The sequence below is a fragment of the Kribbella sp. NPDC023855 genome (assembly GCF_040639475.1).
Taxonomy (GTDB): Bacteria; Actinomycetota; Actinomycetes; order Propionibacteriales; family Kribbellaceae; genus Kribbella.
On the sequence record NZ_JBFAAA010000006.1, the window covers coordinates 1 to 24,129 of the forward strand.

General features: G+C 68.8%; 19 protein-coding genes. 13 read left to right on the forward strand and 6 right to left on the reverse strand.

Annotated elements, in window-relative coordinates:
* Positions 1-75: 75 nt before the first annotated feature.
* Both AB0F51_RS21655 and AB0F51_RS21660 read right to left on the reverse strand, forming a co-directional pair.
* Positions 76-1,515 (reverse strand): Nramp family divalent metal transporter, encoded by a 1,440-nt coding sequence (locus AB0F51_RS21655; RefSeq protein ID WP_360282566.1) that lies wholly within the window; start codon positions 1,513-1,515, stop codon positions 76-78.
* A 238-nt stretch (positions 1,516-1,753) separates the two neighbouring features.
* The gene (locus AB0F51_RS21660; RefSeq protein ID WP_360282568.1) at positions 1,754-2,464 is read right to left on the reverse strand and encodes a hypothetical protein; all 711 of its coding nucleotides are present in this window, start codon (positions 2,462-2,464) and stop codon (positions 1,754-1,756) included.
* Positions 2,465-2,627: 163 nt separating this feature from the next.
* On the opposite strand from AB0F51_RS21660, the gene AB0F51_RS21665 reads away from it, so the two are divergent.
* Positions 2,628-4,604, forward strand: coding sequence for a histidine kinase (locus AB0F51_RS21665; protein WP_360282570.1), 1,977 nt, complete (start codon positions 2,628-2,630; stop codon positions 4,602-4,604).
* Positions 4,601-5,242, forward strand: coding sequence for a response regulator transcription factor (locus AB0F51_RS21670; RefSeq protein ID WP_360282572.1), 642 nt, complete (start codon positions 4,601-4,603; stop codon positions 5,240-5,242). Before AB0F51_RS21665 ends, AB0F51_RS21670 begins: the two co-directional genes overlap by 4 nt.
* Here AB0F51_RS21670 and AB0F51_RS21675 read toward each other — a convergent pair.
* Positions 5,239-5,682, reverse strand: coding sequence for a YdeI/OmpD-associated family protein (locus tag AB0F51_RS21675; RefSeq protein ID WP_360282574.1), 444 nt, complete (start codon positions 5,680-5,682; stop codon positions 5,239-5,241). The genes AB0F51_RS21670 and AB0F51_RS21675 overlap by 4 nt on opposite strands.
* Entirely contained in the window at positions 5,683-7,839 is a 2,157-nt protein-coding gene (locus AB0F51_RS21680; protein WP_360282576.1) for an MMPL family transporter, read from the reverse strand.
* Between the two features lie 171 nt (positions 7,840-8,010).
* Here AB0F51_RS21680 and AB0F51_RS21685 point away from each other — a divergent pair, with 171 nt between their 5' ends.
* Genes AB0F51_RS21685 through AB0F51_RS21715 form a run of 7 tightly spaced genes read left to right on the forward strand, consistent with a single transcriptional unit; the run spans position 8,011 to position 18,168 of the window.
* A complete protein-coding gene (locus tag AB0F51_RS21685) occupies positions 8,011-9,393 on the forward strand; it encodes an MFS transporter (RefSeq protein ID WP_360282578.1) in 1,383 nt (460 codons plus the stop codon).
* Positions 9,390-11,501, forward strand: a complete 2,112-nt coding sequence (locus AB0F51_RS21690) for a molybdopterin oxidoreductase family protein (protein WP_360282580.1) — start codon at positions 9,390-9,392, stop codon at positions 11,499-11,501. The genes AB0F51_RS21685 and AB0F51_RS21690 overlap by 4 nt, the downstream gene beginning before the upstream one ends.
* On the forward strand, positions 11,498-15,400 hold the full coding sequence (gene nirB, locus AB0F51_RS21695) for a nitrite reductase large subunit NirB (RefSeq protein WP_360282582.1): 3,903 nt from the start codon (positions 11,498-11,500) through the stop codon (positions 15,398-15,400). Before AB0F51_RS21690 ends, nirB begins: the two co-directional genes overlap by 4 nt.
* Positions 15,397-15,729 (forward strand): nitrite reductase small subunit NirD, encoded by a 333-nt coding sequence (gene nirD / locus AB0F51_RS21700; protein WP_360282584.1) that lies wholly within the window; start codon positions 15,397-15,399, stop codon positions 15,727-15,729. Before nirB ends, nirD begins: the two co-directional genes overlap by 4 nt.
* Entirely contained in the window at positions 15,722-16,846 is a 1,125-nt protein-coding gene (locus AB0F51_RS21705; protein WP_360282586.1) for a uroporphyrinogen-III synthase, read from the forward strand. The genes nirD and AB0F51_RS21705 overlap by 8 nt, the downstream gene beginning before the upstream one ends.
* Positions 16,843-17,544 carry a sirohydrochlorin chelatase gene (locus tag AB0F51_RS21710; protein ID WP_360282588.1) on the forward strand — a complete coding sequence of 234 codons (702 nt, stop codon included), beginning with the start codon at positions 16,843-16,845 and terminating at the stop codon, positions 17,542-17,544. Before AB0F51_RS21705 ends, AB0F51_RS21710 begins: the two co-directional genes overlap by 4 nt.
* A gap of 9 nt (positions 17,545-17,553) precedes the next feature.
* The gene (locus AB0F51_RS21715) at positions 17,554-18,168 is read left to right on the forward strand and encodes a hypothetical protein (protein ID WP_360282590.1); all 615 of its coding nucleotides are present in this window, start codon (positions 17,554-17,556) and stop codon (positions 18,166-18,168) included.
* Here the strand turns inward: AB0F51_RS21715 and AB0F51_RS21720 are convergent.
* The gene (locus tag AB0F51_RS21720; protein ID WP_360282592.1) at positions 18,165-18,584 is read right to left on the reverse strand and encodes a MerR family DNA-binding transcriptional regulator; all 420 of its coding nucleotides are present in this window, start codon (positions 18,582-18,584) and stop codon (positions 18,165-18,167) included. The two genes, AB0F51_RS21715 and AB0F51_RS21720, sit on opposite strands and share 4 nt — an antisense overlap.
* A 58-nt stretch (positions 18,585-18,642) precedes the next feature.
* Here AB0F51_RS21720 and AB0F51_RS21725 point away from each other — a divergent pair, with 58 nt between their 5' ends.
* The 4 genes from AB0F51_RS21725 (at position 18,643) to AB0F51_RS21740 (ending at position 22,998) form a co-directional block, all read left to right on the forward strand.
* Positions 18,643-19,809: an acyl-CoA dehydrogenase family protein gene (locus AB0F51_RS21725; protein WP_360282594.1), complete on the forward strand. Its 1,167-nt coding sequence runs from the start codon at positions 18,643-18,645 to the stop codon at positions 19,807-19,809.
* A gap of 154 nt (positions 19,810-19,963) precedes the next feature.
* Positions 19,964-21,493, forward strand: coding sequence for an acyl-CoA carboxylase subunit beta (locus AB0F51_RS21730; RefSeq protein WP_360282596.1), 1,530 nt, complete (start codon positions 19,964-19,966; stop codon positions 21,491-21,493).
* Between the two features lie 34 nt (positions 21,494-21,527).
* On the forward strand, positions 21,528-22,223 hold the full coding sequence (locus AB0F51_RS21735; protein ID WP_360282598.1) for a maleylpyruvate isomerase N-terminal domain-containing protein: 696 nt from the start codon (positions 21,528-21,530) through the stop codon (positions 22,221-22,223).
* 10 nt (positions 22,224-22,233) lie between these two features.
* Positions 22,234-22,998, forward strand: coding sequence for an aldolase/citrate lyase family protein (locus tag AB0F51_RS21740; RefSeq protein ID WP_360282600.1), 765 nt, complete (start codon positions 22,234-22,236; stop codon positions 22,996-22,998).
* Positions 22,999-23,002: 4 nt separating this feature from the next.
* Here AB0F51_RS21740 and AB0F51_RS21745 read toward each other — a convergent pair whose 3' ends face one another.
* Complete coding sequence (locus AB0F51_RS21745; protein WP_360282602.1) at positions 23,003-24,076, reverse strand: GTP-binding protein; 1,074 nt, start codon at positions 24,074-24,076, stop codon at positions 23,003-23,005.
* Between the last annotated feature and the right edge of the window lie 53 nt (positions 24,077-24,129).

Consider the following 24,129-nt stretch of genomic DNA (forward strand, 5'->3'; position numbering starts at 1 on the left):
CCGCCGCCCCGCGGCGGCCGGGGGGGGTGGGGGGGGGGGCGGCCGGGGCCCCCCCCCACCGCTCTGACGTCCGGCTCAGAAGTTCTTCTTGACCTGGTCGATGATGGTGAAGACGGCCAGGGCGCCGAACGCCAGGAAGGCGAACAGCATGACGGCGGTGCGGAGGCGGCTGATCCGGATCGCCCGTGGGAGGGCGCGGGAGTTCATCCACCACAGCAGGCCGGAGTACACGAACATCATGGTGCCGGCGGTGCAGGCCGAGATGACCAGCAGGACCAGCGGCTGGTCCAGGCCGGCCAGCAGGACGATGATGCCGAAGGCAACCAGTCCCCAGACCAGCCAGAAGTACAGCTTGGACTCGCTGATCTTCGAGGAGCGCAGGTAGCGCGCCTTGATCATGTCGGCGGACAGCCGCGAGGTGTAGTCGACGATGCCGGCCGCGGCGGCGAACAGCGAGAACGCGCCGATCGCCCAGAACAGGTAGCCGAACCAGCCGCCCACCAGGGACTGCAGGTTGACGCCCTCGATCTTGAGGAAGCTGATGTTGTTCTTCACCGTGTCGTCACCGAACAAGGTGGCGTGCGCGAGCATCGAGGTGAACAGAATGGTCGCCACCGTGATCAGCACGAACGTGAGCGCCTGCTCAAGGTTGGCGAACTTCCACCAGCGCCGCCAGCGGGCCAGGTTCGCCTGGTCGGGCGGGAACGTGTAGCCGTTGGCGGTCGGGTCCGCTTCCGGCTCACCGGTGACCGGTGAGGTCAGCCGCGGGACGTGCACACCCATGCCGAAGCCCTTGTCGCGGATCCAGTTGCTCTGGCACAGGTTCTGCCCGCCGCCGGCCCCGGCGTACGCGATCGCGCCCATCATCAGCGCGAAGCCGAGTGTCTCGACCGGGAACTGCGGCTGGGTGACGGCGTCGCCGAGTGCGCTGTAGGTCTTGCCGCGGATGGCGAAGATCAAGGCCAGCAGGACGAGCAGCGCGACCGCGGCGATCTTGACGAAGATCAGCCGTTCGAGCATCACGTAGACCACCGGCGCGAGCGTGAGGATGGCACCGATCAGGACCAGGATGCCGATCGCGATCCAGCGCGGATCTCCCGCTCCGAACAGGTAGGTGAGCATCGACGCGGAGCTGGTCGCCCAGCCCGGCCAGAGGTTCGCGAAGTACGTCATGATCGCGAAGAACAGGCCCCAGTGCTTGCCGTACCGGTTGAAGCCGGTCAACGCTGTCTCACCAGTGGCCAGCGTGTACCGCTCGATCTCCATGTTCAGGAACCACTGGATCGCGACGCCGACGGCGGCTCCCCAGAGGAACACCAGCCCGACCTGGGACGAGATGTAGGGCCAGAGAATGAACTCACCGGACGCGAGCCCGACCCCGGCCCCGACCATTCCCGGCCCGACGATCTTCCAGGTCTGTGTCGGTGGCTCGGGTAGATCGCGGACCTGCGGTGCGGGCAGGTTCTTGGTCGGCAGGTTGAACCTGTCGTGGTCAATGGGTTTGGTGTCTGCCATCGGGCTCCTCACCTTCCTCGACCCCCAGACGGGAGACTAGCCAACTCCTCGGCTGGTGGCGACCCGACACCACTAGGGCATGTCTCCCGATTCCCTGCGTGCTGCGCGGCACTCGGCACGGCACCTCGGCGCACTGGAGCAAAAGCCACGATGGAAAAACATCGAGGCTTCCGCTCCAGCACACCGAGCTACCGCACCGAGCACCTGCTCGCGACTGCAGGGAATCGGGAGACATGCCCTAGATTGTCGGCGGCAGGTCGAAAGAGTCGTTGGACGTCCTGAGCAGCGCGACGGATGCGCCGGCGAAGCCGATCGCGGCGACCAGCAGGCCGATGCCGGCGGCAAGGTGACCGGGCAGGAACGGATGCGTGAAGCCGCCGAGCGCGAGCGCGATGCCCATCCAGGCGGGGGCGACCCGGCTTCGCCACAAGGCGATCCCGAGCAGCAACAGCCCGACGGTAACCGCCAGGATGAACAACAGGCCACCGATCTGGACCGTCGGCTGCTTCTCGAAGGCCGCTGCAAGCTTCTCCATCGCCCCCGCGTCGAGCCCGTCGTGGACCGTCAGATACTGCAGCCCCACCACACCGGGCAGCAGGAAGAACCCGGCGCTCATCCCGCCGACAGCAAGCAGGCCGCCCGCGGTGGCCAATCGCGGCGCCCGACGCCGAGACACCCACGCTGCGGCGAACATCGCCGGGATCAGCAGGAAGAACGGCACTTGAAGCCACTGCATGAGCTCGAATCTGCCTGGATCGGCGGTGACCGCAGCGAGTGTCTCCTGGAACGGCGCGTCGCCGTCGACCGGGCTGATCAGGTAGTAGACGCCCATGAAGAGCATCGGCAACGGTGCCACGACGGCGAGCAACACCCGCCAGAAGCCGCGCACGTCACGCGGTGCCCGGACGGCCTTCGGTTCGGTGGTGGCGGCGAGCTGGGATTCGGACATGACTTGCTCCTGGAGTGCTGAAGTGATCGGGACGGCTTCAGCGTCGGCCACGATCGCCCCTGGCCGGCAGGTGCGCAGACCGCAGTACGGGCGAGAAAGGTTCCTGGTCGTTCTGGGGGCAGGCCCCTACTCGATCGGGGGTGAACGGCCTGATGATGAGCAGATGAGCGACTCCGGGCCGACCGACCAGCGCCGTACGGCGTCGGTGCTGCTCGGGCTCGCGCTGCTCGAAGCCGTCGTCACGGTCGTGGCGGCGATCGCCTCGGAGCTGAGCTGGGCGCGACTCGCGGACCTGTTCGTGGTCTCCAACGCCGCGATCGGGCTCAGTCTCGCGCTGGCCGGCTGGCCGATCGCCCACCAGCGCCCCCGCAATCCCATCGGCTGGTGCTTGTTGCTGGGCGGTTGCTTCTACGGCTCGACAGCGACCGGCTTGAGTCTCCTCGCCTGGCTCGGTGAGCCCACCGTCGGCTGGCGGATCGTCGCCACGGTGACGAACGGCGGCTGGGCTCCGGCGCTGGCCCTCTTCATCCCGTTGGCGCTGATGGTCTTCCCGGACGGGCAGCTGCCGTCGCCTCGCTGGCGATGGCTGGTCGGCGTGCTGTTGGTCAATGCGGCGCTCTGGACAGCGACTGGAGTGCTTGATCCGCGCGGAGGCTTGACGGCTGAGATTGGAATACCGGGTTATCCGCGCTGGACCGGGTTCGAGCAGATCGAGGTGCTCGGGGCCATCAGCAGTGCGGGTCTGCTGGTCAGCTTCGTATCCGCCCTGGTGGCCGTGATCCTGCGCTACCGGCGTGGGTCGGAACAGACGCGGCGTCAGGTGCTCTGGCTGTTGCTCGCTCTGCTGGTCATCGTTGCCTGCTTCGGGCTGGAGAGTCTGCTGACGACCGAGTCGCTGGTGCTCGGCGTACTGCCACTGCTGCTGATCCCGCTGGCGATCTCGATCGCGGTTCTGCGCCACCAGTTGCTCGACATCCGCTTGGTGGTCTCCCGATCCCTGCTCTACCTGGTGCTGGCCGGTGGAGTCGTCGTCGCCTATCTGGGCCTGATTGCGCTGCTGGACCGCAACTCTTCGGTGCTCGCAACACTGGTGATCGCGCTCGCGTTCAACCCCGTCCGGGTCTGGCTGCAACGGCTGATCCATCGCGCCTTCTACGGAGCCCGGCAGGATCCGGTTCGCGCGATCGCCGAGGTCGGTGCGCAGATCGGGTCGGCGGCGGGGCTGGCCGGCGTACTGGCCGCGTTGTGCCGGGTGATGCGGTTCCCCGCGGCAGCGATCGTTGTCGATGGCAACCAGCTGTCCTGGTACGGCGAACTGCCCGCTGCCCGGCACGCGATCGAACTGCGCTCGGGCGACGATCGGTTGGGCGAGCTCGTCGTCGGGCTGCGGGCCGGCGAGTCCCGGGTGAACGCGGCCGACGAGCAGGTGCTCGCGTTGCTGGCGGCGCCGCTGGCGGTCGCAGTACAGGCGAAGGGGTTGGCGGATGAGCTGCGCGAATCCAGGGAGCGGATCATCAGCGGTCGCGAGGAAGAGCGGCGGCGGATCCGGCGAGATCTGCACGATGGGTTGGGCCCTGTGCTGACCGCGGTGGTGCTGAATGCCGACGCGGCAAGGCGGTTGATCGAGGCTGAGCCGCGGCGGACCGCCGCACTGCTGGCGGAGTTGCGGGATCAGGCGATCGGAGCGGTCGACGAGATCCGCCGGCTGGTGGACGACCTGCGGCCTCCCGCGCTCGACGGGCTCGGGTTGCTGGGCGCGCTGCGGGAGTACGCCGCGATGACGTCGCGCCGTGGCGACGGAGCAGCGCTGACCGTCACGGTGGACGGCCCGGCGACGCTGGCCGAGTTGCCCGCGGCGGTGGAGGTTGCGGCGTACCGGATCGCCACCGAGGCGCTCACGAATGTGATCCGGCACTCGACCGCGACGACCGCCGCGGTCAGGCTGACGCTGGATGCGGATGCGCTACGGCTGGGTGTGCTCGACAATGGGATGAACTCGGGACCGGAGTGGAAGGCGGGGGTCGGGCTCACCTCGATGAGTGAGCGGGCCGCCGAGCTGGGCGGGCTGTGTGAGATCCGGTACGACCGAAGTGGTTGCTCTGTCGACGTAGTACTGCCGCTGACCGAGGGGGCTCGATGACACTGAGAATCGTGGTCGCGGACGACCACGGAATCGTCCGGGAAGGCCTGGGCGCGTTGCTGTCGGCCCATGTCGGCTACGAGCTCGTCGGTACTGCGGCCACCGGGGCCGAGGCGGTCCGATCGGCGGTCACGTTGCGCCCCGACGTCTTGGTGATGGACATCCAGATGCCCGACCTGACCGGGATCGAGGCGACCCGGGAGATCACCCGGGTCGCGCCCGAGGTGGCCGTGCTGATGCTGACGATGTTCGACGACGACGAGTCGGTGTTCGCCGCGATGCGCGCCGGGGCTCGCGGCTACGTCCTGAAGGGAGCCGCGCCGGACAACGTGGTCCGGGCGATCGCGGCGGTGTCGGCCGGTGAAGCCATCTTCGGGCCGGGGATCGCGCGCCGGGCGCTTGCCTACCTGTCCGGGCCGCGGCCGGACCAGCCGGCGTTTCCCGAGCTGACACCGCGGGAGCGCGAAGTACTGGACCTGATCGCCGCCGGCCTCGGCAACGCGGCCATTGCGGCGCGGCTCGGCCTGGCGCAGGCGACGATCGGCAACCACATCACCAGCATCTTCGCCAAACTCCAGGTGGCCGGCCGCGCCGAAGCCATCATCCGGGCCCGCTCCGCCGGCCTCGGCGACTCCTAACTCTTCTCCGCCACCATCTCGACCGCCTTGGCGATCCGCCGGGCCCGAGTCTCCGGCTTCTTCGCGTCCTCGATCGCCTGCACGTGCTCCCGCCGATGGCTGAAACTCAACGCGTCGAACGCATCTTTCACCCCAGCAGCCTCCAACGCTTCAGCCAGATCAGCCGGTACTTCGACTGTGCGGGCGGCCGTGTCGCGCTCGACCGTCACCGTGACCGGGTCGCCAGGTCCCTTGCCGAGCTCACCGCGAATCTGCTTCAGGATGCCGAGCGCCAGGCAACCACCCATCGAGACGATGGAGCCCCGGTACGCGACGCCGTCGAAGGTCGCCTGCACCGGGATCCGCCCGCCGCCACCCAGGGCCTCGATCACCTCACCCGGCACCTCGACGTATGCCCCGCCACCGAGCGCCTCCTGGATCATCCCGTCGAAGGTCTCCATCTACTCGTCGGCTTTCGCCAGTTTGCTGGGCCACCAGATCTTGCGGCCGATGTCGTAGGACAGGGCCGGGACCAGCAGGGAGCGGACGATGGTGGTGTCGAGAAGGACGCCGAAGGCGACCATGAAGGCGATCTGGACCAGGAACAGGATCGGCAGCACGGCCAGCGCGGAGAAGGTGGCGGCCAGCACGACACCGGCCGAGGTGATCACCCCGCCGGTGACCGCCAGGCCGACCAGGATGCCGCGACGGGTGCCCTGGACGATCGACTCCTCGCGCACCCTGGTCATCAGGAAGATCGAATAGTCGATGCCGAGGGCAACCAGGAAGACGAAGGCGTAGAGCGGGATGGATGGGTCGGCGCCGGGGAAGTCGAACAGGTGGTTGAAGGCCAGTGCGCTGACGCCGACCGTCGCGCCGAACGAGAGCACGTTGCAGACGACCAGCAGGATCGCGGCGACGACCGAGCGGAGCAGCAGCATCAGGACGACGAAGATGACCGCCAGGATGGCCGGGATGATGACGCGGAGGTCGCGGTTGCTGGCGTCCAGGACGTCGAGGTTGATCGCGGTGGTGCCGCCGACCAGGATGTCCGGGCTGACCGTGTCCAGCTCGCTGCGCAGGTGCTCGACCACCTTGGTCGCCTCGGGGGAGTCGGCCTTGACCTTGAGGGTCGCCTGGACGAGAACCTTGCCCTCGACCACCTTCGGCGGCTGACCGGGCACCACCGACGCGGAGGCGGTACCGACGCCGTCGACCTTCGTCGCGGTCTGCACCACCCGGTCGGCCTGGTCGGCCGGGGTGAGGATCTGGACCGGCGTACCGGCGCCGGCGTCGAAGTGCTTGGCGAGCTCCTCCTGGCCGGTGACGGACTCGACCTTGTTCAGGAACAGGTCTTCCTGCGAGATGCCGTCGGCCTTGAAGGTGGGCAAGAACGCACCGCAGGCGACCAGGGCCAACGCGCTGATCGCCCAGACCTTGCGCGGGCTGCGGCCGACCAGGCCGGAGACGCGTCCCCACAGCTTGCGGCCGCCGACCTGGTCCTTCGCGTGGACGTGGTCGACGCGGGGGATCGCCGGCCAGAAGATCCGCCGTCCGAAGGCGAGCAGGACCGCGGGCAGGAAGGTCATCGCGGAGATCAGCGCACCCGCGATGCCGATCGCGCCGACCGGACCGAGTCCCTTGGTGCTGCCGAGCTGGGACAGCAGCAGGCAGAGCAGGCCGAGGATGACCGTCGCGGCACTGGCCGCGATCGGCTCGATCGAGGCCCGCCAGGCGACCCGCATCGCGTCGTACTTGCTCGCATAGTCGTGCAGTTCTTCCTTGTACCGGGAGACGAGCAGCAGCGAATAGTCCGTCGCGGCTCCGACGACCAGGATGAAGAGGATGCCCTGACTCTGCCCGTTGAGCTCGATCACGTCGTTCTTGGCGAGCGGATAGACCACCAGCGCGGCCAGCGCGAGACCGAACACGGCGGTCAGCAGGACGGTGATCGGCAGCACCGGACTGCGGTAGACGATCAGCAGGATGATGAACACCACCGCCAGCGCGACGCCGAGCAGGATCCCGTCGATCCCGCCGAAGGCGACCACGAAGTCGGCGAACACCCCGCCCGGACCGGTCACGTAGACCTGCAGCCCGGTCGGCGTCAGCGACTGCTTGATCTCCCCGCGCAGCTTGTCGGCGACCACGAACAGGACGGTCTCGCCCTCCCTGACCACCTCGGCGGCCCGATTGCCGTCCAGTTCGACGGTGAGCAGCAGCGCCTTCTTGTCCGCTGAGGGGATCACGGTCTTGGCCGGCGCGGCGAGGTACTGGCCGATCGTCTTGCCCTCGCCCATCTCGATGCCCGGCACCTTGGTCAGGAACTCGTTCGCCTTGGCGAGGTCGGCAGGTGTGATCCCGCTCTCACGCTCGATCAGGATCAGGTACGGCAGGGCGGTGGAGTCGACGAACTTGGCCGCCTCCTGGTTGACCAGGGTGGACTCGGCTTGTTTGGGCAGGAAGTTGGCGTTGTCGTTCTCCTGGACCTCACTCAGCCGGCCGACGGTCGGGCCGCCCAGCGACGCGAGCAGCAGCCACCCGATCAGTACCGCGGCCACCCCCGCCCGCCACGCCCAGCGCCTGCTCGAACGCCGTCCGGTCGTCGCCTGCTCCACAGCTCCCCCTCGTCGGTCGGTCCTGCCCGGAAGAGTACCCAGTCCTCTCACTGCCCCGCGGGAGGTGTGCGGGAGCCGTTTCGACGGCGTAACAACTAAATGACCGCTCGGAAACACCCCGGTCATAGCGTCCTGGCCTAATCAGTGAGGTCGAATGATCGGAGAACCAGGATGACGCTCGAGGCTGGACCGGAGGTCGTCACTCCCCGCGACCAGGCCGGGGCAGTGGGTACTGTCGAAGCGCCCAGGCGCGGCCGCTGGATCGATGTCTGGGACCCCGAGGACGCCACGTTCTGGGCGGAGAAGGGCAAGAAGGTCGCCCGGCGCAACCTGTGGCCGTCGATCTTCGCCGAGTTCCTGGGCTTCTCGGTCTGGCAGCTGTGGAGCATCGTCGTCGTCTCGCTGCCGGCCGCCGGTTTCGCGTACACGACCAACCAGATGTTCTGGCTGATCGCGCTCCCGAGCCTGGTCGGCGCCACGCTGCGGCTCCCCTACACGTTCGCGGTGCCAAAGTTCGGCGGGCGGAACTGGACCATCGTGTCCGCGACGCTGCTGCTGATCCCGGCCTCCGGCCTGGCGTTCTTCGTCAGCCGGCCGGACACCCCGTTCTGGCTGATGGCGCTGGTCGCGGCCACCGCCGGCGCCGGCGGTGGAAACTTCGCCAGCAGCATGACCAACATCTCCTTCTTCTACCCCGAGCGGGACAAGGGCTTCGCGCTCGGCCTGAACGCGGCCGGTGGCAACCTCGGCGTCGCCGTCGTCCAGCTGCTGGTCCCGATCGTGATCGTCGCCGGCGCCGGCATGACCCTGAACCGGGCCGGGTTGATGTGGATCCCGCTGATCCTGCTGGCCGCCGTGCTGGCCTGGAAGACGATGGACAACCTGACCGCGGCGACCTCGTCGTTCCGCGCCTCGATCGCGGCGGCGAAGCGGCCGCACACCTGGGTCATCTCGTTCCTCTACATCGGCACCTTCGGCTCGTTCATCGGCTTCGGCGCGGCCTTCCCGCTGCTGATCAAGCACACCTTCCCCGAGATCACCGTGGCGCACATCGCCTTCCTCGGCGCGCTGGTCGGCTCGGTGTCCCGGCCGTTCGGTGGCAAGCTGGCCGACCTGGTCGGCGGCGCCTGGGTGACGGTCTGCGCCTTCGTGGTGATGGGTGCCGGCATCCTGTCGGCGATCGCCGCACTCAACGCGGGCAGCTTCACCTGGTTCCTGCTCAGCTTCCTGGTCCTGTTCGTGGCCAGCGGCGCCGGCAACGGGTCGACGTACCGGATGATTCCGGCGGTGTTCCGGCAGACGACGCTGGATCTGGACGGCAAGCCGGAACTGTCCCGGGCCCGGCGTGAGGCGGCGGCCTGCATCGGGATCGCCTCGGCGGTCGGTGCGTACGGCGGGTTCCTGGTACCGCGCGGGTTCGCGATGTCCAACGAGCAGTACGGATCGCTCATCCCGGCTCTCTACACCTTCTGCGGCTTCTACGTCGTCTGTCTCGCCGTCACCTACTTCTGCTACCTGCGTCGGGGTGGCCCGCTCAGCCAGGAGCGCGTGTGACCTCAGTCGCCACTCATTGCCCGTACTGCGCCCTGCAGTGCGCCACGACTCTGCACCCGGCCGGGAGGCCGGGTGCGGTCGAGGTGCAGCCGCGGGAATTCCCCACGAACCGTGGTGGACTCTGCCGCAAGGGCTGGACCGCGGCCGAGGTGCTGACGGTGCCCGATCGCCTGACCAAGCCGCTGGTGCGGAACGAGGCGGGCGACCTGGTCGAGACCAGCTGGGACGAGGCGCTGGACTTCGTTGCCTCACGCATCCAGCAGTTGCAGGGTGCGCACGGCAACGACTCGGTCGCCGTGTTCGGTGGCGGTGGGCTGACGAACGAGAAGGCCTACGCGCTGGGCAAGTTCGCCCGGGTCGTGCTGCGCACCTCGAACGTGGACTACAACGGCCGGTTCTGCATGTCGTCCGCGGCGGCCGCGACGAACCGTGCCTTCGGCATCGATCGCGGTCTGCCCTTCCCGCTGGAGGATCTGGGCGGCGCGGGCGCGATCTTGCTGGTCGGCAGCAACCTTGCCGAGACCATGCCGCCCGCGGTCGCGCATCTGGCCGGGGCTCGCGAGGCCGGCGGGCTGCTGGTGGTCGATCCGCGGCGGAGCGCGACGGCCGAGCTGGCCGGGATTCACCTGCAGGCGACGCCAGGGACGGATCTGGCCCTGGTGCTGGCGCTCACGCACGTAGTACTGCAGGAGAACTTGGCCGACACCGAGTACCTCGCCGAGCGGACGGACGACCCGGATGGGTTGTTCCGCTCGACGGCGGGTTGGTGGCCGGAGCGGGCGGAGCGCGTTACCGGCGTACCGGCTGGGACTATTCGGCAGGCGGCCCGGGTGCTGGCTGCTGCTGCGCCAGTTCATGGTGGGTCGGGTGCGTTCATCCTGACTGGGCGCGGTGCGGAGCAGCAGAGCAAGGGCACCGACACGGTCACGGCCTGTATCAACCTGGCGTTGGCGCTCGGCCTGCCTGGGCGAGTCGGCAACGGCTATGGCTGCATCACGGGTCAGGGCAACGGACAAGGTGGACGGGAGCACGGGCAGAAGGCCGACCAGCTGCCTGGGTACCGGAGCATTTCCGACCCGGCGGCGCGCGAGTACGTCGCCGGAGTCTGGGGAGTATCGCCCGACGACCTGCCCGGTCCTGGTAAGAGCGCCGTCGAGCTGATCAACTCACTCGGTACTACGGACGGCCCGCGCGCGTTGCTGGTCCACGGGAGCAACCTGCTGGTCTCGGCGCCGCGGCTCGCGTCGGTGCGGGAGCGGCTCGCCTCTCTCGATCTGCTGGTGGTGGCGGACGTCGTACCGTCCGAGACCGCGATGCTGGCGGATGTCGTCTTCCCGGTCACCCAGTGGGCCGAGGAGGAGGGCACGATGACCTCGCTCGAGGGTCGCGTACTGCGGCGTCGTGCGGCGGTCGCCCCGCCTGGCTTGGTGCGAAGCGACTTGGCGGTCTTCGGTGGACTGGCCGAGCGGCTGCGGCCGGAGGTTGCCTTCTCCACCGATCCCGCGGAGATCTTTGAGGAGCTGCGAGTCGCCAGCGCGGGCGGAATCGCGGACTACGCAGGGATCAGCTGGGATCGGCTGGACGCGGGCGAGGCGCTGTTCTGGCCGTGCCCGTCGGAGGACCACGCCGGTACGCCGCGCCTGTTCGCAGATCGCTTCGGTACGCCGGATGGGCGCGCTCGGGTGATCGCTGTCGACCACCGGCCGGTCGCGGATGACCTGCGGGCCGAGGCGCCGTTGTATCTGGTCACTGGACGGTTGCTGCAGCACTACCAGAGTGGTGCGCAGACGCGGCGGGTCGCGGAGCTGGCGGCGGCTGAGCCCGAGGCGTTCGCGGAGATCCACCCGCGGGTGGCGGCGCAGCTCGGGATCGCGGACGGGCGGCCGGTGCGGTTGCGGACGGCGCGCGGCTCGATGGTGCTCGCGGCGCGGGTGACGAGCGACGTGCGGCCGGACACGGTGTTCGTGCCGTTCCACTTCGGTGGTGACGGCGCGGTGAACGAGTTGACCAACGACGCGCTCGACCCGATCTCGCGGATGCCGGAGTTCAAGGTGTGCGCGGTCGAGCTGAGCGCGGACGCGATCCCGCTGACGGGGTGGTCCGCATGACCGAACGAGTAGTCATCATCGGCGCCGGCATGGCAGGCACCCGCCTGGCGGCCGAGCTCTCCGAGTACGACGTGACGTTGCTGGCTGACGAGCCCTACTACAACCGAACCCGCCTGACGGAGTACGTGGCTGGCCGCGCTGGCACACCGACCGTTGAAGAGATGGCTACCTCGCGGGTGGTTGCTGTCGACCGGCGTGCTCAGGTTGTGGTTGCTGAGGACGGGCAGCGGTTCAGCTATGACCGGTTGGTTTTTGCTACCGGCGCTGAGCCTGTGGTTCCGAAAGACGTTGTCGGGGGTTGGACGCTTCGAACTGCTGCTGATGCGGTGGGTGTGGTTGAGGCTGCTGGGCGGGTGCGGCGGGCTGTGGTGCTTGGGGGTGGGGTGCTGGGGGTCGAGACTGCCTGCGCTCTGCGGGAGCGTGGAGTTGCGGTCACGCTGGTGCACGACGGCGCGACGTTGCTCGACAAGGTGGTCCGGCCGACTGCTGGACGCTCCATCACCCGGTCGGTTCGTGAGCTCGGGATCGAGGTGCTGCTCAACACCGAGGTGCTCAAGAGCACGGTGAAGGACGGGGCTTTCAAGTCGCTGCAGCTTTCGGGCGGCCGTGCGGTCTTCGGTGAGCTCCTGATCGCCACCTGCGGCGTGAAGCCGCGAACCGATCTCGCCGCCGCGGCCGGGCTGCGCGTCGCCGACGGGATCGTCGTCGACCGCACGCTGACCAGCCCCGACGACCCGCGAGTTCACGCGATCGGCGACTGCGCGGTGATCGACGGACGGCGTACCGGCACTGTCGACTCCGCGTGGGAGCAGGCGGCCGCGTTGGCCGACCACCTGCGCCACGGTACGCAGTACGAGCCGGCGCCGGAGGTACTGCGGCTGACGGCCGGCGGGCTCGACGTACTGGCGCTCGGTGAGCGCGATGCCGACGGTGAGGTCGTCCGGCTCGAGGACGGACAGCGTTACGTGCGGGCCGTTCTGAAGGACGGCATCGTGGTGGCCGCGGTCGCCGTCAACGCGCCCGAGGTGGCTGCCGAGCTGGTACTGCTCAGCGACCGGCGGACTCCGGTGGAAGCGACCTCGTTGCTGGCGGCACCGGAGCCGCCCAAACAGAAGAACCTGACCGTTTGCCGATGCAACGGAGTGACCAGGGCCGCGATCGAAGCGGCGTGGCAAGGCGGTGCCGACAGTGTGGCCGGCATCGCGGCGAAGACCAGGGCGACAACGGGCTGCGGCAGCTGTATCGGTGCCGTCGGCAACCTGCTCGACCGGCTCCAGCGCGGCGAGAGTGAACCCGTCCCGACCAGAAGGGCGACCATGACAGAGCTGAAGAAGGCCCGGCACTTGGTGATCGTCGGTGGCGGCATGGTCGCGCACCGGCTGGTGGAGGCGTTGCGGTCCCGCGACGCCGACATCGCGTGGCGGATCACCGTGCTGGCCGAGGAACCACGGATGCCGTACGACCGGGTGGCGCTGACCAGCTACTTCTCCGGCCGCGACCCGCACGACCTCTCCCTGGGCGACCCCGAGCTGTGGGACGACCCGGCGGTCACCCTGCGCAAGGGCGTCCAGGTCACCGCGCTCGACACCGAGGCGAAGACCGTCCGGACCGCTCGCGACGAGGTCATCGAGTACGACGAACTGGTGCTCGCCACCGGCTCGTACGCCTTCGTCCCGCCGATCAAGAACAGCGACGCGGTCGGCTGCTTCGTCTACCGGACCATCGACGACGTCGCCGCCCTGCGGGTGTACGTCGAGCGGTTGCGGGCCGAGGGCAAGGAAGTCAACGGCGTCGTGGTCGGTGGCGGTCTGCTCGGCCTCGAGGCGGCCGGCGCGCTCCGGGCGCTCGGCGCGGCCACCAAGGTGGTCGAGTTCGCTCCCCGCCTGATGGCGCTCCAGGTCGACGAGGGCGGTGGCGCGGCGCTGGCCCGGCTGATCCGCGATCTCGACATCGAGGTGCTGACCTCGACCCAGACCACCAAGGTGAAGACCACTTCCCAGGGTGCGGCCAAGGCGATGGCGGTTGCCGACGGCAAGGACCTGCCGGCCGACGTGGTCGTGTTCGCGACCGGCGTCCGGCCGCGGGACGAGCTGGGCCGGGCCGCTGGTCTGCAGATCGGCGAGCGCGGCGGTGTTGTCGTCGACGAAGGCTGCCGGACCTCGGTACCGGGCGTCTGGGCGATCGGTGAGGTCGCCTGTATCGAGGACCGGGTCTGGGGTCTCATCGCCCCGGGCTACGCGATGGCCGAGATTGTCGCCGACCGGTTGCTGGGTGGCGAAGCGACCTTCCCCGGCGCGGACACCTCGACCAAGCTCAAGCTCCTCGGCGTCGACGTCGCGAGCTTCGGCGACGCCTTCGGCACCACCGAGGGCGCCCTCGACATCGTGTACGCCGACCCGGTGGCCGGCGTCTACAAGAAGCTGGTCCTGTCCGACGACGCCCGCACCCTGCTCGGTGGCATCCTGGTCGGCGACGCGTCGGCGTACTCCGGTCTGCGGCCGATGGTCGGCCGGGAGCTCGGCGCCGACCCGGCGTCGTACCTGCTGCCCGAGGGATCCGGGCCGGTCCAGCTGGACCTACCGGACGACGCGCCGGTCTGCTCCTGCAACAACGTTGCTGCCGGCACCATTCGTTGCGCGGTCCGGGACGAGGGCTGTGGCGATCTGAAGTCGCTGTGCAGCAAGACGAAGGCCGGTACCAGCTGCGGTTCGTGTCTGCCGATCGTCAAGAACATCCTGAACACCGAGCTGGCCGCCGCGGGCGTCGAGGTGAGCAAGGCGCTGTGCGAGCACTTCGCGTTGTCGCGCGCCGAGCTCTTCGACGTCGTCCGGGTGACCGGGCTGCGGACGTTCAGCGAGATCGTCGAGCGGCACGGGTCGGGCCGCGGGTGTGACATCTGCAAGCCGGTGGTGGCGTCGATCCTGTCCAGCCTGGACCCGGCCGGGCACGTGCTCGACGGCGAGCGCGCGACCCTGCAGGACACCAACGACCACGTGATGGCCAACATCCAGAAGGACGGTACGTACTCCGTCGTCCCGCGGATCCCCGGCGGTGAGGTGACACCGGAGGGCCTGATCGCGATCGGCGAGGTCGCGCGCGACTTCGGGCTCTACACCAAGATCACCGGCGGCCAGCGGGTCGACCTGTTCGGCGCCCGGATCGAGCAGCTGCCGGCGATCTGGAAGCGGCTGGTCGAGGCCGGGTTCGAGTCCGGACACGCCTACGGCAAGTCGCTGCGGACGGTGAAGTCGTGTGTCGGCTCGACCTGGTGCCGGTACGGCGTCCAGGACTCCGTCGGGATGGCGATCGCGCTGGAGCTGCGCTATCGCGGGTTGCGCTCGCCGCACAAGCTCAAGCTCGGCGTCTCCGGTTGCGCGCGGGAGTGCGCCGAGGCGCGCGGCAAGGACGTCGGCGTGATCGCGACCGAGAACGGCTGGAACCTGTACGTCGGCGGCAACGGCGGTATGACGCCGCGGCACGCGCAGCTGCTCGCCTCCGACCTGAGCGACGAGCAGTTGCTGCAGGCAATCGACCGGTTCCTGATGTACTACATCCGGACCGGCGACCGGCTGCAGCGCACGGCCGTCTGGATCACCGAGATCGAGGGCGGGCTGGAGCACGTCAAGGACGTCGTGCTGAACGACAGCCTCGGCATCGCGGCCGATCTCGACGCGGCGATGTCCGCACACGTCGACTCCTACGTCGACGAGTGGCAGGCCACCTTGCAGGACCCGGACAAGCTGGCCCGGTTCGTGTCGTTCGTGAACGCGCCCGATCAGCCCGACGCCGACCTGCGCTACGTGGTCGAACGCAATCAGCCGCGGCCGGCGACCCCGGCAGAACGCGGACAACTGGAACCGGTCCTGCTCGCCGGTCCCCGACTGGAGGTACGCCGATGACCGTTTCGACGACAGCTGTGGTGGTGTGCGGGTTCGACGCGCTGCTGCCCGAACGCGGTGCCGCCGCCCTGATCGGGGATCGGCAGATCGCGCTGTTCCGGACCTACGACGGCCAGGTGTTTGCCCTGAGCAACCAGGACCCGGTCAGCGGCGCGAACGTGATGTCGCGGGGCATCGTCGGCAACCGCGGCGACGTGCCGACGGTGGCGTCGCCGATGTTCAAGCAGGTCTACGATCTGCGGACCGGCGTGTGCCTCGACGATCCGTCGCTGGTGCTCACGGTCTATCCGGTCCGGGTCGCCGACGGACAGGTGATTGTCGGTGACTAAGCCTGGTCCACTCAGCGGTTGCACGATCGCCGTCACCGCGCACCGGCGGGCGGAGGACCTGATCGCGTCCTTCGAACGCCGGGGCGCCAAGGTGGTGCACGCACCGACGTTGCAGATCGTGCCGGCCGCTGACGACCAGCCGTTGCTCGAGGCAACCCGGCGGGTGATCGCGAACCCGCCGGACGACGTGGTGGTCACGACGGCGGTCGGTTTCCGCGGGTGGATCGAGGCGGCGGACACGGTCGGGCTGGCGGCCGACCTGCTCAGCACGCTGGAGCAGTCGCGGCTGCTGGCGCGTGGACCGAAGGCGCGCGGTGCGATCCGGGCCGCCGGCTTGGTCGAGCACTGGTCGGCGCGGTCGGAGACGACCGCGGAGGTAGTCGAGTGGCTGCGCGACCAAGGGGTCGAGGGGCGCAAGATCGTCGTACAGCTGCATGGGATGTCTGACCCTGCTCTGCAGGACGAGCTGCGATCCGTGGGTGCGTCGGTGCGTGGGCTCGAGGTGTATCGCTGGGGTCCCGCGCCCGACCCGGCCGCTGTCGAGCGGATGATCGGGCAGATCTGTTCCGGCGGTGTTGATGCCGTCGTACACACGTCTGCGCCGGGCGCTCAGGCGATGCTGGACGCCGCTTCGCTGACCGGCCAGTACGACGCGCTGGTGTCGGCGTTGCGGACCGGTCGGGTGCTGAACGGTTGCGTCGGGCCGATCACGGCGGCGCCGTTCGTGGCGCTGGGGTTGGAGCCGTTGGTACCGGATCGCTTCCGGCTCGGTGCGTTGATCCGGATCGTCACCGATCGGCTGACGGACGACAACGCCCGCTCGATCGAGACCGCCTTCGGTCAACTGGTCATCCGCGGTGGCGCCGCGGTCCTCGATGGTGAGGTGTTGCCGCTCGGTCCTGGTCCCCGGGCGGTGCTCGCCGCGTTGGTGGCGGCTGGTGGAGACGTGGTCTCGCGACCCGATCTGCTGGCCGTGCTGCCTGGCGCGGAAGACGTTCATGCGGTGGAGGTGACGGTGAACAGATTGCGTACTGCGGTCGGTCGCCCGGAGTTGGTCCGGACGGTCGTCCGCCGTGGATACCGATTGGCGGTCGAGCCGGTGGGAGCAGCGACATGATCGACCTGGTGGCGGCAGCACACGGAACCGCGGATCCGCGGGGCATCCGCGAGGTCCACTCGCTGGTCCGGATGATGGCTGCTCTGCGTCCGTCGGTGCCGATGTCGTTGGGTTTCGTTGACGTCGATGTGCCTGCGTTGCCGGGGCTGGTCGACCGTGTGGTTGCTGATAGCAACCAAGCGGTGATCGTGCCGTTGCTGCTGAGCAGTGGGTATCACACCGCGGTCGACATCGCCCGCGAGGCCGAGCGTCGGCCTTATCAGGTGCAGGCCGCTCCGGCGTTGGGTCCCGATCCGGCGCTGGCCGACGTACTTGTTGATCGGTTGCGTGCCTGCACCGACCTGCGTCGGGTGGATCGGGTAGTGATGGCTGCTGCCGGCTCTTCGGATCGGCGGGCGTTGCTGGACTGCTCGGCGACGGCGGCGATGCTGGCCGAGCGCATCGACCGTCCGGTGGAGGTCGGCTACGTCTCCGGCGCTGGAGAGCGGCTCGGTGCCGTCCTGGAGCGCACCTGCTCGACCGGCCGCCGGGTCGCAGTCGCCACCTACATGCTCGCCCCCGGCTTCTTCGCCGACCGGGTACGCCGCATCGCCGGCGACCTTCCGGTGAGCGCCCCAGTGGGCGCCGATCCGCGCGTGGCCGCCCTGGCGCTCCGCCGCTACGACACTGCCAGGAAGGTGACGGCGGTGGCCGTCTAACCTTCGGTCGTGGGGATCTTCGACAAACTCAGCCGGCGTACGCCCGATCCGGTGGCGCTGGAGGCGCTGCGCGACCAGGTCGTGCTGTGGGTGCTGCCAGGCTTCAACACCCGCTCTGAGGTGCTCGAACAAGCACGTGAGTTCCGCGACGACGACGAGATGCCGGTGACGGACCGTGAGCTCAAGCGGCTGGTCGACGACGTCTGGCAGGCGCGGCTGACCGAGCAGCAGACCTGGCCCGACCCGACCGACGCCGACAAGGTGGCCGCCGCCTTCGCGGAGCTGGACGACGCCGGCGTGGTGGCCCGGATGAACTTCACCTGCTGCCAGACCTGCGGCGTCGCCGAGATCGACGACGAACGCCCTGCCGACCGCCCGTCCTTCGGCTACGTCTTCTTCCACCAGCAAGACAGCGAACGCCTCGCCGACCCCGGCGCCCGCCTCTACCTCGCGTACGGCACCTTCGACCCCGTCCCGGGCCAGGGAGCCGAACAAGACACCGCTGTCGGTCGCCGCGTCGAGTCCGCTCTCCGCGCCCGGCACCTCCCCGTCGACTGGGATGGTTCCCCCGGTCAACGGATCTCTCTAGGCCCCCTCACCTGGCAACGCCGCCTGCCGGTCTAGTCGACGACGGTCGCGCTGCGGAGGGTTTCGAGGTCTGCCTGGCAGCGGCGTTCCACTTCGGCCAGTTCTTCGAGGGTTTCGTCGATGTCGCGGCGGCGTTGCTCGAGCTCTGAGCGGCGGGTGCCGATCTGGTGCAGGAGGTAGACGAGCTGGCCTTCCTCGCCCGGCTCGGCGTCGTACATGTCGACGATGGTGGCGATCTGGTCGAGGCTGAAGCCGAGGCGTTTGCCGCGCAGGATCAGGCCGAGGCGGACCTTGTCGCGGGCGTGGTAGACGCGCACGGTGCCGCGCCGCTCCGGGGTGAGCAGGCCCTTGTCCTCGTAGAAGCGGATCGTGCGCAGGGTGACGTCGTACTCGGCGGCCAGTTCGGCGATCGTCCAGGTCTGCGGGTCCGCGGTCACCTGGATATTGTGCATGGAGCCCATCGTGCTTTACGTTTACGTAAGCGTCAATCACGAGGCCCAGGAGTCGTCCATGTCGTACGAGCTGTCCGAAGAGCACCGCGAGTTCGCCCACAGCGTGCGTGACTTCGCCCAGGCCGAGATCGCCCCGCACGCGGCGGAGTGGGACCGCAAGCACTACTTCCCGGTCGAGGTGGTCCAGAAGATGGGTCAGCTCGGGCTGTTCGGGCTGACCGCGCCGGAGGAGTTCGGCGGGTCCGGCGGCGACTTCACCAGCCTGTGTGTCGCGATCGAGGAGATCTCCAAGGTCGACCAGTCGATGGGCATCACGCTCGAGGCGGCGGTCGGGCTCGGGATCAACCCGATCCTCACCTTCGGCACCGACGAGCAGAAGCAGACCTGGCTGCCCGACCTGGTCGCCGGGCGCAAGCTGGCCGGCTTCGGCCTGACCGAACCCGAGTCCGGGTCCGACGCAGGGGCCACCAAGACCCGGGCCGTGCTCGACAACGGCGAGTGGGTGATCGACGGGTCGAAGCAGTTCATCACCAACTCCGGCTCCAGCATCACCTCCCTCGTCACCGTCACGGCGCGCACCGGCGAGAAGGCCGACGGGCGACCGGAGATCTCCACGATCATCGTCCCCACCGGTACGCCGGGGTTCGTGGCGGAGGCGGCGTACGACAAGCTCGGCTGGCACGCGTCGGACACCCACCCGCTGTCGTTCGCGGGCTGCCGGGTTCCCGAGGCGAACCTGCTCGGTGAGCGCGGCAAGGGGTTCGGCCAGTTCCTCGCCACCCTCGACGACGGCCGGGTCGCGATCGGCGCGGTCGCGCTGGGCTGCATCAAGGCGTGTCTGGAGATGTCCGTCCAGTACGCCGGCGAGCGCAAGACGTTCGGCGTACCGATCGGGCAGAAGCAGGGCGTCGCGTTCCAGATCTCCGACCTGAAGGTGATGGCCGACGCGGCCGAGCTGCTGGTCTACCGGGCCGCGGCGCTCAAGGACGCGGGAGCTCCGATGAAGGAGTTCAAGCAGGCGGCGGCCGTCGCCAAGCTGTACGCGACCGAGTCCGCGGTCACCGCGACCCGGATCGCCACCCAGGTCTTCGGCGGCTACGGCTTCATGGAGGAGTACCCGGTCACCCGGTTCTACCGCGACGCCAAGATCCTCGAGATCGGCGAAGGCACCTCTGAAGTCCAGCGCATGCTGATCGCCCGCGGCCTCGGCCTCCCGGTCGAGTGACAGGATTGCTGTATTTTTGGCCTCGCCTCCGGCTCGGCGGGTCATGGGGCTCAACTCCCGGTCTTCCCTCGTCGCTTCGCTCCTCCGCTCCTCAGTCCAGACCGGGAGGCCCCATGACCTTTGTCATACTCGCCTTTTCAGGGTTGGAGGTTTCATGAGTCGCGATCACTGGACTGAGGTCAAGGTTGCCCGTGAGGCGACGGTGGCGCCGCCTGAGAAGGCGGCTGCCAAGCTTGCCTCGCAGAACAAGCTCTATGTCCGGGACCGGATTGCGTTGCTCGTCGACGAAGGCAGTTTTGTCGAGGACGCGCAGCTGGCCAACGCGCTGAACCCTGGCCTGCCCGCGGACGGTGTCGTCACCGGCCGTGCGCTGGTCGACGGGCGGCCGGCGTTGCTGGTCGCGAACGACCCGACCGTGAAGGCCGGTTCGTGGGGTGCCCGGACGGTCGAGAAGATCGTCCGCATCACCGAGGTCGCGCTGCGCGACGAACTGCCGATCTTCTGGCTGATCGACTCGGCCGGCGCGCGGATCACCGACCAGGTCGATCTCTTCCCCGGCCGGCGTGGCGCGGGCCGCATCTTCCACAACCAGGTCGCGCTGTCCGGCAAGGTGCCGCAGATCTGCTGCCTCTTCGGCCCGTCCGCCGCGGGCGGCGCCTACATTCCGGCGTTCTGCGACCTGGTGATCATGGTCGACGGCAACGCCTCGATGTACCTCGGCTCGCCCCGGATGGCCGAGATGGTGGTCGGCGAGAAGGTGACGCTGGAGGAGATGGGCGGCGCCCGGATGCACACCAGCGTCTCCGGCTGCGGTGATCTGCTCGCGGGCGACGATGCCGAGGCGATCGACCTCGCCAAGCAGTACTTCTCCTACGTCCCCGGCTCGTGGCAGGCCCAGCCTCCGTCGTACGACGCGGCGCCGGCCGGCCGCGACTTCACCCGCGACCTGGTGCCGGTGGAGGAGAGTGTCGGGTTCGACATCCACGACGTGATCGACGCGTTGCTCGATGCCGAGACGTTCTTCGAGCTCAAGCCGTCGTACGCGCCGGAACTCGTCACCGGGTTCGGGCTGCTCGCCGGTCAGGTGGTCGGGATCGTGGCCAACCAGCCGGCCGTCAAGGGTGGCGTGCTGTTCGTCGACTCGGCGGACAAGGCGGCCCGGTTCATCTGGTTGTGCGACGCGTTCAACATCCCGCTGGTGTACCTGTGCGACGTACCGGGCTTCATGATCGGCTCGGAGGTCGAGCGGGCCGGCATCATCCGGCACGGCGCGAAGATGATCACCGCGGTGTCGGAGGCGACCGTCCCGACCGTGTCGGTGATCGTCCGGAAGGCGTACGGCGCCGGGCTCTACGCGATGTGCGGACCGGGCTTCTCGCCGGACGCGTGTATCGCGCTGCCGACGGCCAAGATCGCGGTGATGGGTCCGGAGGCGGCGATCAACGCGGTCTACTACAACAAGATCCAGGAGATCGCGGACGAGGGCGAACGCGTCGAGTACGTCTCCAAGTTGCGCGAGGAGTACGAGACCGACATCGACATCCTCCGGCTGGCCGCCGACCTGGTGATCGACGCGATCGTCGAACCGGAGAACCTCCGCGACGACCTGATCGCCCGCCTCGCCGCCGCCCAAACCAAGAACCGCCACTTCAGCACCCGCCGCCACGGAGTACCGCCGGTCTAGTCCTGAGCCCGGGAACGGGGATAGGTTCGGTCGTATGAAGGCTCCTGGGCGTGGTGCGTTGCCGTTGGGGTTGGCGGGGACGCTTGGGCGGACCTATGGGCGGCTGACGGAGGTCGCGCGCGGGTTGAGTGATGCCGACTTCGAGCGGCCGACGCGCTGCGAAGGGATGTCCGTCGGAGCGTTGCTCGTCCATCTCCTGTACGACGCGGAGCGGGCACTGGTCGCGTTCGCGACTCCGTCGACGGAAGAGCCGGATCGGGACTTCGTGTCGTACTGGCGGGACTTCCCGGCCGGTGATTCTGGCGACGTGAGCTTCTTCAGCACGGTCGCATCGGCGTACCAGCCGCCGTCGAAGCTGGTCGGGCATTGGGCCGAGGTGTCCGGCGCGGCAGCGCGGGCGGCGGTGGTGGCACTGGCCGAGAAGGGGCACAAGGTCGAGACGCAAGGTCATGTACTGCGGGCCGCGGATCTCGTCGCGACACTGGTGCTGGAGGCAACGGTTCATCATCTCGACCTGACCCTTGAGTTGCCCGAGGCACCTGAACCGGATCCGGAAGGGCTGCAGGTGACTGCCCGCACTCTGGACGGACTGTTCGGCCCGGAGGCCTGGGATGTGATCCAGTGGGACACGACCACGTACGTGCTGAAGGCAACCGGGCGGCTGCCGCTCACCGAGGACGACCTGGAGTTACTCGGCGACTACGCTCCCCGGCTGCCGCTGCTCGGCTGAGAGGGACAAGATGTCGTCGAAGGATTTTGCCGATCGGCTCAGGAGCCGGCAGGTCGCGCTCGGGTACTGGGTGATGCTGGACGCACCCGCGGCGACCGAGCGGATCGCGCTGATCGGGTACGACTACGTCGTACTGGACGGACAGCACGGGCTGATCGACTCCCGGGGCCTGCTGGACGGCCTGATCGCAATCGATGCCGCTGGCAACGGTACTGCGGGGTTGGTGCGCGTCGAGGCGAACAACCCGACGCCGATCGGGCGGGCCCTGGATGCCGGTGCGGCCGGCGTCATCGTGCCGCTGGTCGACACGGCTGAGGACGCCTTGCGGGCGGTGGAGGCAGCGCGGTATCCACCCAACGGCGTGCGGTCGTACGGGCCGGCTCGGTCCGGGCTGCGGATCGGTCCGGTGCCGGCGGAGGCTGACGCGGCGACCGTCGTACTGACCATGATCGAAACTCGGCAGGGGCTGGAGAACGTCGCGGGGATTTGCGCAACGCCTGGGTTGGACGGGATCTACGTGGGGCCGTCTGATCTGCGGTTGGCTGTCGGCGGCAAGTATCCGGGCGATCCGGACGTTGCCGAGACGTTCGATGCCGCCGTGGAGTTGATCGCCCGTACTGCGGCCGCGGCGGGTGTTGCCGCGGGCATCCATACGCACAGCGGTGCGGAGGCCCGGCAACGGTTGAGCGAGGGGTACACCTTCGCCACCGTGTCATCAGATCTCGATCACCTGCAGGCCGCCGCAGCCATGCACCTCGCGGCCGCTCGCGACTAACAGCTCAGAGCACTCCAGCGAAGGGGTCGTCGAGGGCTTGCCAGTCGAGGCTGGCGAGCTCGGACTCCGTCAGCAAGCAGGCATCCAGGACAGCTTGCAGGCGAGCCGGATCGAGGCCGACACCGGTCGCAACGACGGTGCACTCGGCGAGATGCTCGGTGTCGGCCCATTCGCCGAGCGTGCCGAGCGATGCGCTGTAACCGGCCGACTCCCAGCGCACCCGCTGAGTCGGCCGGTTGGCAAGCCAGACGATGCCCCGGCTGCGAACGACACCGTCGACGATGTCCTCGAGAGCCTCGTTGAGACGCGCGGGGTGCAAGGGCCGGCTCGACCGCCACAACACCGTGGCGACGCCGTCGCCGCTCGGCTGCAGGCGCGACGCTGATGCCAGCTCGCCCGCCCAGGCCTCTGCTGCTTCGAAGTCGAACCGCCCGAGCTGCGCGACAGGCTCAGTCGGTACTCCGGCGGGGTCGGCGGTGACGACCGTCGTACGCGGGTTCAGGTGTCGGAGGAGGTGGTGCAACCGCTCCGGAGCCTTACTGCGATGCGCGTTCGCCAGCACGCAGACATCGGCGTACTCGATCTGTCGTGCGGTCAGCTCGGCCACGTTGCGCCGGTCGGGTAGTCCGAGGGCGAGACCGCGCTCGTCCAGCAGTTCGTCACCGGACAGCTGCTCGACCAGCAGAACGGCGTCGATCACGCACGTCACCGTGTCGACCCGCACCTCAGGCATCGTGACGACCAGAGCACTGGCCAGCGACCGAGCCTCCATCGCCGGCGGAGCAGCCAGTACTACGTGGCGCCAGTGACCGCGCGCTGTCAGGGTCTCCAGGAGCGGCAGGAGCGACTCGATCAGCTGGCAAGCGCCGCAATCGTCGTCGACGGTGAACTCGCCGGCGTCGATCGGACCGCCCTGGTCGAACACCCGCCAGGTCAGCACCCCACGCTGCCGCAACTCGTCCTGCTCCACCACGACTGCGACGGTGGTGGCGTCGACCATGGTGGCCAGGACGGGCTCGCGCAGCGTGGTGGAAAGCCCGGTCAACAGGGTCAACGGCGTCGTGCGATGGGCGGCCATGACCCGAGTATATGAAAATGGTTTTCATCAGTCCAGTGCCGGGGGTGCCGGGA